Source organism: Vulcanisaeta sp. JCM 16161, from assembly GCF_001316285.1.
The window spans coordinates 1-1,640 of record NZ_BBDO01000018.1; the positions used below are offsets into that span (position 1 = coordinate 1).

Consider the following 1,640-nt stretch of genomic DNA (forward strand, 5'->3'; position numbering starts at 1 on the left):
GCCGAACAACAGCGTAGTAATCATTGACTGGTCTGTGGTGGAGCCCAGCATTGCAATAAGCAACCCAAGCGGCAAGGTTGAGATCAACCTAACGAGCCCCGTGATTCGTGAGTTAGCCAATGCAATTGCCAGGGGCGATGTTATCGGCATATACGCAAACGCCAGCGACGAAAACACCATCGAATTCGTACTAGCCTACTCATGGGCTAGGGCCGTTAATAATGAGTTGGTCCTAATCGGTACTGATTTTCATGAGAAGGTCCCAGACTACCTAATCGTCTACCCAATAATACCAGTGAGTAATAAAGAGCCAGTGATATTCATGGTGAGGTGGATAAGGCCAAGAGGCCTAGTCATAGGGCCAATATACCCAAACCAATTAACGCAGTTCGTGAGTAATATAATGGGGCAATCCATATTGGTAAGCGGGATGGTAGATTCCCCATATCCTTCGAGTTCTGAGCCTTGTTACTCATTATATGAGGAGTATGAGAAATACTCAGCATCAAGCCCATCAACCGGCATCTACGTGGCTAACGACACCACACTCATATGGGCTGCACCATTATTGACGTCCTACACCGTGCCAGGCATTGACGCCTATAGTGACGGTAATGGCACATTCTACTGGGATACATGCCTAGAAATTGGTAATCAGATCCAGCAAGCATCCAGTGAGCTTTATTGGTTAGCCATGAATACCGTGGGCTTTGTGGCTTACGGAGAGTCATCAACCATGTATAATAATGGTGGCCTAGAGGATAGCCAAATTGGTGCAATCGACTACTACAGCGGTTATAGCCCGAGTTCCACGACATATGTGGCGGATCCGGGCTGGGCAAATTTTGGTAATGGGTGGTTGCCAAAGCCAACAGGTGGTATAAGTGGCTACTCGATCGGTGTTGGTCTAGGTACAGGTATTTCAGTATCAGTATCGATTTCAATGCCCGTCGGCACTGAATCCATCGGTGGGTCATATGGTCCATCAACCCAGGTCGATTACGGTTATACCCAAACCTTAGGGAATATAACCTGGACATTTAATATAGGGCAATCCGCGGATAATGCGGGTTTTGCCAATGTTTTTGAGGATAATACCCCGGCAATGCTTTCAATAGTTAACTTCAACCCGTCGCAGCAGTATGTGGCGACCTTTAATGTTGATTTTGAGAATAACGCAATTACGGCTCAATACCCATGTGCATATAAGGTTTATCAAACCATTTGGGCACAAACCACGTGGGAGGTTATTGTAACCCCTCAGTCGAGCAGTACGGCAAGCATAAATGTATATCGGGTACTACCAATTACCATCAGCACCACCCAATTCCTACGTGACGGGCGTAACGTCATACTTAATGCCCATAATATGCCCATATCCTTAAGGTAGGTCAGCCTTGGCTGAGGACCGCGCTTAAATTTAGTCTCCCTTCTTTTTCTTCTCTAACCCTCTTCCTGCTATTTACGCATTGGTTTTGCCCTCTTGGCCGGTTCCCCTTGCCGCGTTTTGGCAATGAATCACTTAAATGGGTGTGAACAGTAAAGCCCACTCAACCCGCTCGGCTCATTTTCTCTGGGCACGCGGAGTTTTTAAGAAGTCCTGGTGTGTTGGGGAAATTGGTGGTTATGGGTTTGAGGAT

The 1,640-nt window shown here is 46.9% G+C and carries 1 protein-coding gene; it reads left to right on the top strand.

The genetic code is table 11. The features are described 5' to 3' along the window. A partial coding sequence (locus JCM16161_RS13370; protein WP_054856186.1) for a hypothetical protein occupies positions 1 to 1,390 on the top strand: 1,390 nt, incomplete at its 5' end. Positions 1,391 to 1,640: the final 250 nt, after the last annotated feature.